The 6,285-nt window shown below is 68.0% G+C and carries 5 protein-coding genes; all 5 read left to right on the top strand.

Annotation, left to right across the window (positions count from 1 at the left end):
- On the top strand, positions 1-946 hold a 946-nt coding region (locus V6M89_RS30175), incomplete at its 5' end, for a tetratricopeptide repeat protein (RefSeq protein WP_332856676.1).
- A gap of 7 nt (positions 947-953) precedes the next feature.
- A complete protein-coding gene (locus V6M89_RS30170) occupies positions 954-2,663 on the top strand; it encodes a GspE/PulE family protein (protein ID WP_332856675.1) in 1,710 nt (569 codons plus the stop codon).
- Positions 2,663-3,868, top strand: coding sequence for a type II secretion system F family protein (locus tag V6M89_RS30165; protein ID WP_332856674.1), 1,206 nt, complete (start codon positions 2,663-2,665; stop codon positions 3,866-3,868). Before V6M89_RS30170 ends, V6M89_RS30165 begins: the two co-directional genes overlap by 1 nt.
- A gap of 7 nt (positions 3,869-3,875) precedes the next feature.
- Positions 3,876-5,459 carry a hypothetical protein gene (locus V6M89_RS30160; protein ID WP_332856673.1) on the top strand — a complete coding sequence of 528 codons (1,584 nt, stop codon included), beginning with the start codon at positions 3,876-3,878 and terminating at the stop codon, positions 5,457-5,459.
- Complete coding sequence (locus V6M89_RS30155) at positions 5,456-6,124, top strand: hypothetical protein (RefSeq protein WP_332856672.1); 669 nt, start codon at positions 5,456-5,458, stop codon at positions 6,122-6,124. The genes V6M89_RS30160 and V6M89_RS30155 overlap by 4 nt, the downstream gene beginning before the upstream one ends.
- Positions 6,125-6,285: the final 161 nt, after the last annotated feature.

Raw genomic sequence — 6,285 nt, 5'->3', positions numbered from 1 at the left:
CGGCGGCATGGGCTACTACTATTGGCAGGCGATCGCCGCGCCGGGCGCCGGTTCGCGCCTGCCGCCGGTGCCGATGCCGCCGATCGGCGCCACCGGCGCCACCTCGGTCAAGGTCGCCGTGGCGCCCGGCGCCGCAACCGATCCGCTGCTGATGGACGGCGCGCCGATCGCGCCGCCCGCCGCCGCCCGCGCCGGCACTGACGAGCTGGAACGCCGCCTGAACGCCACCGAACAGGCGCTGATCGCCTCGCAGCAAATGATGCAGCAACAGCTGGCGCAACTGAGCGCGCCGCGCCAGGACCAGCTGCCGCCGATCGCCGCGCCGGACAACAGCGACATCCGGGTGGCCCGCGCCAGCCAGCAGCCGGTGCTGGCGCCGGCGCTGGAGAACGGCTACCAGGCCCTCAACCGCGGCGACCTGACGCAAGCCCAGCAACAATACGAAGCCGCGCTGCGCGACGCCCCGACCAGCCGCGACGCCCTGCTCGGCCTGGCCACGCTGGCCGGCCGCAAAGGCCAGGGCGAACAGGCCGCCGGCTACTACCTGCGCCTGCTCGAACTGGACCCGAACGACGCCACCGCCGTCGCCGGCCTGGTCGGCGTGCGCCAGGGCGACACCGCCCAGAGCGAGACCCGGTTGCGCAACATCCTCGGCGCCAACCCGGACGCCGGCCCGGTGCTGTTCGCGCTGGGCAACCTGCAATCGCAGCAGGGCCGCTGGCCGGAAGCGCAGCAGTCCTACTTCCGCGCCTACACCGCCGTGCCGGACAACGCCGACTACGCCTACAACCTGGCCGTCGGCCTGGACCGCCTGAACCAGGGCAAGCTGGCCCTGAAGTACTACCAGCGCGCGCTGGCGCTGGCGCAGGACCACGCCGCCGCGTTCGACCGCAACGCCCTGCGCGCCCGCATGCAAGAACTGAGCGCACCTGCGCGACTACCCTAAGAGATCCATGGCAGAACAAGTCAAACTCCCGCTCGGCAAGCTGCTGATCCAGAAAGGCGTGATCAGCGAAGACCAGCTGCGCATCGCGCTGATCGAGCAAAAGCGCAGCACCGAACCGCTGGGGAAGCTGCTGATCACGCTGGGCTTCGTGACCGAGGCCACGGTGCGCATGGCGCTGTCGGAAAACCTCAACCAGCAGAGCGCCGACCTGACCAGCCTGGTGGTGGACGCGATCGCCCTCAAGCTGATCCCCAAGGACGTCGCCAAGCGCTACCACGTGTTCCCCATCGTCTACGAGCGCGCCACCGACAACCTGATCCTGGCCATGTCGGACACCAGCAACATCGTCGCGCTGGACCAGATCAGCGCCATGCTGGTCAAGGGCATCACCATCAGCCCGCTGCTGGTGAACGAGTCCGACATCCAGCGCGCCATCGACCAGTACTACGGCTTCGAGTTATCCATTGATGGCATCCTGCACGAGATCGAAACCGGCGAAGTCAATTACGCCAGCCTGGGCAGCACCTCGGACGAGTACAGCCAGCCGGTGGTGCGCCTGATCGACGCCATCCTGGCGGACGCGGTGCAGAACAGCGCCTCCGATTTGCACTTCGAGCCGGAGCAATCGTTCCTGCGCATCCGCTACCGCATCGACGGCATCCTGCGCCAGATCCGCAGCCTGCACAAATCCTACTGGCCGGCGATGGCGGTGCGCCTGAAGGTGATGAGCGGCATGAACATCGCCGAGACCCGCGCGCCGCAGGACGGCCGCATCTCGATCAAGTTCTCCGGCCGCCAGATCGATTTCCGCGCCTCGGCGCAAGCCACCACCCACGGCGAGAACTTCGTGCTGCGCGTGCTGGACCGGCAGAAAGGCATCGTGCCGCTGGACGGCCTGGGCCTGGAGGAAAACGAGCTCAACCTGCTGAAGCTGATGATCGCCCGTCCCGACGGCGTGATCCTGGTGACCGGCCCGACCGGCTCCGGCAAGACCACCACCTTGTATTCGATCCTCAACCACATCAACACCGAGAGCGTCAACATCATGACGCTGGAGGACCCGGTCGAATACCCGATGAACATGATACGCCAGACCGCCGTCAACGAAGCGGCCAAGATGGGCTTTGCCGACGGCATCCGTTCGATGATGCGGCAGGATCCGGACATCATTCTGGTGGGCGAGATCCGCGACCGCGAGACCGCCGAGATGGCGTTCTCGGCGGCGATGACCGGCCACCAGGTGTATTCGACCTTGCACACCAATTCGGCGATCGGCTCGATCTCGCGCCTGCTCGACATCGGCGTGGTGGCCGACATCATGGCCGGCAACATCATCGGCATCATCGCCCAGCGCCTGGTGCGCCGGCTGTGCCCGCACTGCCGCGTCGCCTATCCGGCCGAGGAGCTGGAACGCCGCCTGCTGGATCTATCGCAAGACGAGCACGCCGCGCCCTGCACCTTGTACCGCGCGGTCGGCTGCGAGCGCTGCGGCCACCAGGGCTACAAGGGCCGGCTGGCCATCATGGAGCTGCTGAAGATGACGCCGCAGCTCGATGAAATGGTGGCGCGGCGCGCCTCCTCGCGCGAGCTGAAGAACGCCACCGCCGCCGCCGGCGTGCGCTCGCTGGTGGACGACGGCCTGCGCCGCGTGCTGGAAGGCGTGACCACGCTGGAGGAAATCTCGCGCGTGGTCGATCTGACGGACAGGTTGAGCTGATGCCCCAATACCTCTACCGCGCGATGGACCCCAGCGGCCAGCTGACGCTGGGGAATATGGACGCGCTCAACGAGCCCGACCTGGAGCTGCGCCTGCACCGCATGGAGCTGGACCTGATCGACTGCCAGGTGTCGCGCCAGAAGCTGGCCGCCATCGGCCGGCGCGACATCACCCGCAAGGACTTGATCAACTTCTGCTTCCAGATGGAGCAGCTGACCGGCGCCGGCGTGCCCATCCTCGACGGCCTGAACGACCTGCGCGACAGCATGGACCATCCGCGCTTCCGCGAAATCATCACCGACCTGATCGAGAACATCGAGGGCGGCCTGCAGCTGTCGGCCGCGCTGGACGCCTACCCCGACGTGTTCGACAAGACCTTCACCAGCCTGATCACGGCCGGCGAGCGCACCGGCAAGATCGCCGAGGTGTTCCTGAACCTGTCGGACAGCCTGAAGTGGCAGGACGAGCTGGCCTCGCAATCGCGCAAGATCATCATGAAGCCGCTGTTCGTCGGCGTCGTCATCCTCGGCGTGGTGGCCTTCCTGATGATCTACCTGGTGCCGCAGCTGACCGCCTTCATCAAGAACATGGGCAACGAGCTGCCGTTCCACACCAAGGCGCTGATCTTCGTCTCCGACATCTTCATCAACTACTGGTACGTGCTGCTGGCGCTGCCGGTGGCCGGCTTCTTCGGCGGCCGCGCCTGGCTGGCGCGCAGCGAGCAGGCGCGCTACCGCTTCGACGCCTTCAAGCTGCGCATCTGGATGATAGGCCCGGTGCAGCACAAGATCATCCTGGCCCGCTTCGCCACCTTCTTCGCGCTGATGTACGGCGCCGGCATCACCATCCTCGAATGCATCCGCCTGTCCGAGGGCATCGTCGGCAACCGCATGGTGGCGGCCGGCCTGCGCCGCGCGGCCCAGCTGATCTCCGAAGGCCAGAGCGTGACGGCGGCGTTCCAGAACACCGGCATCTTCCCGCCGCTGGTGATCCGCATGCTCAAGGTGGGCGAGGCCACCGGCGCGCTCGACGGCGCGCTGCGCAACGTCAGCTATTTCTACAACCGCGAAGTCAAGGAGATGATCGAGAAGGTGCAAGCGATGATAGAACCGGCCATGACCGTGGTGCTGGGCCTGCTGCTGGGCTGGATCATGCTGTCCGTGCTGGGGCCGATTTACGACACCATCTCCAAGATTCGACCCTGAGGCCGCCGTGTTGCACAGCCATTTACTCTATCTCAGCAGCGAACATGTGTGGGCCTATCCGTGGCACCAGGGGCGGCTCGGCGACGCCGTCCGCTTCGGCAACGACCGCGCCGGCGTCGACGCCTTCATGGACTACCTGGACGCCCAGCCCTACGGCCCGGTCTACCTGCTGGTCGACCTGATCGAGGAAGACTTCCAGCGCATCACCTTGCCGCACGTGACGGGCCGCTCCGGCCGCCGCCTGCTGGCGCGCCGCCTGCTGCAGCAATACCGCGAAACGCCCTACCGCTATGTGCAGGTGCAGGGCCGGGAGGCGGGCGGCCGGCAGGACGATATCGCCCTGCTCAGCGCGCTGACCAACCCGCTGCTGGTGCAGCCGTGGATCGAGGCGCTGGAGCTGCTGCGCACGCCGCTGGCGGGCCTGTACTCGAGCACGCTGATGAGCTCCTCGCTGGTGCGCAAGCTGGGCCTGGCGAACCAGCGCCTGCTGCTGGTGACGCAGCAATCGGCCGGCCTGCGCCAGAGCTACTTCCTCGACGGCCAGCTGAAATTCTCGCGCCTGACCCTGGCCGTGGACCGCGACGGCGCCCCGGTCGACGTCGCCCGCGAAACCGCCAAGACCCAGCAGTTCCTGACCAGCACCCGCCTGATCGGCCGCGGCGAAGTGCTGCACACCGTGATCGTGGCGCCGGACACCACGCTCGACCGGCTGGAGCCGCAATGCCAGGACGGTCCGGAAACCGCCTACCATTTCATCGACATGGAGAACGCCGCCCGCCGCACCGGCCTGCCGCAGACGCCGGCGCCGGCCGCCGAATTGGCCGATGCCCTATTGTTGACCTTGCTGGGCCGCGAACGCCCGGCCAGCCAGTACTCGCTGGGCGAGGCGCGCCGCTACTTCCAGCTGTGGCGCGCGCGCCTGGCCCTGTTCGGCGCCAGCGCGGTGCTGGCGGCCGGCACGCTGGCCTGGCTGGGCATCAACGTCTGGCGCTATGTCGACGCCACCTCGGCCATCTCCGCCATGTATGCGGAAGGCAAGCAGTACGACCAGCGCTACCGCGCCGCGCTGTCGGCCATGACGCCGGCGATCGACAAGACCACCAATATGAAGGCCGCCGTCACCGTGGCGCAGCTGCTGGTGCGCCAGGGGCCGCAGCCGCTGCCCCTGATGTCGCAGCTGAGCACGGCGCTCGACAGGGTGCCGCAAATCCGCCTGCTGCAGCTGGACTGGAAGATCACGCCGCCGGCCACGCCGGCCGAGCCGGTCGCCGCCGGCTTCATGGCCAGCACCTCGGGCACGGTGATGGAGCCGATCTCGTCGCTGATGCTGGGGCTGCCGGCCAAGGTGCCGCAGGCGCTGCGGCTGGAGGCGGAGATCATGGTGCCGCCGGAAAATTACCGCGAAGTGGTCGACAGCATGAACGCCTTCACCCAGGAACTGGCGCGCCAGCCGCGCATGACGGTGGAGATCGTGCAGCAGCCGGTCGACACCCGCTCGAGCGTCAAACTCAGCGGCAAGGCCGGCGCCGGCGCCACCGGCGGCGTCGAGACCAAGGCCCGCTTCATCCTCAACCTGATATGGCAGCCATGAACGCCTCCCCCGCCCCTTTCAGCAAGAAGCCGGCGCGCGCCGCCAAGCCGCTGCCGTACTGGCTGCGCGAGTTCGCGCTGATCCGGCTGGCCGTGGTGATGGCGGCCGGCGCGCTGAGCATCGGCGTGCTCACCGTGTTCGTCAGCAGCTGGTATGTCAAACAGGCCGAGGAACAACGCGCCCAGGCGCAGCAGACGCGCGACGCCGCGCGCCAGCGCTACGCCCAGGTGGAGACGGAAAAGCGCGAGATCCGCGCCTACCAGCCGCAGTTCGCCATGCTGCGCAGCCGCGGCCTGATCGGCGACGAAAACCGCCTCGACTGGGTCGAGCAGATCCGCCAGATCCAGGCACGCCGCAAGCTGCCGCCGCTGAGCTACGAGATCGAGCCGCAACAGGCGATCAAGCTGGACGCGCCGCTGCCGCTGGGCGACTATGTGCTGCGCGGCAGCCGCATGAACCTGCGCATGGAACTGCTGCATGAGGGCGACCTGTTCGACTTCCTCGACGACCTGCGCCAGAGCAGCTATTACGCGGTGCAGGAATGCACGCTCAAGCGCATCGGCAGCGTGCAGAACCTGCCGAACACGCCGACCATGGGCGCCGACTGCAAGCTCAACTGGCTGACGCTGGCGCCGGCCGCCGCGTTCAAGAAAGGCGCGGGATGAGCATGGCCAGCCTGCCTCCGCGCGCAGTGCGCCTGATTCTGCTGGCCCTGCTGGCCACGGCCGCCGCGCCGGCTTGCGCCCAGCAGGCGGCGCTGGGCCGTTTGTTCGCCACGCCGGCCGAGCGCAGCGCGCTCGACCGCCAGCGCGACGCCGGCCCGGCC

The organism is Duganella sp. S19_KUP01_CR8, from assembly GCF_036688705.1.
Classification (GTDB): Bacteria; Pseudomonadota; Gammaproteobacteria; order Burkholderiales; family Burkholderiaceae_D; genus Rugamonas.
The sequence above is the reverse complement of the archived record's forward strand: the minus strand, read 5'-3'. Positions and strand labels throughout refer to the sequence as shown.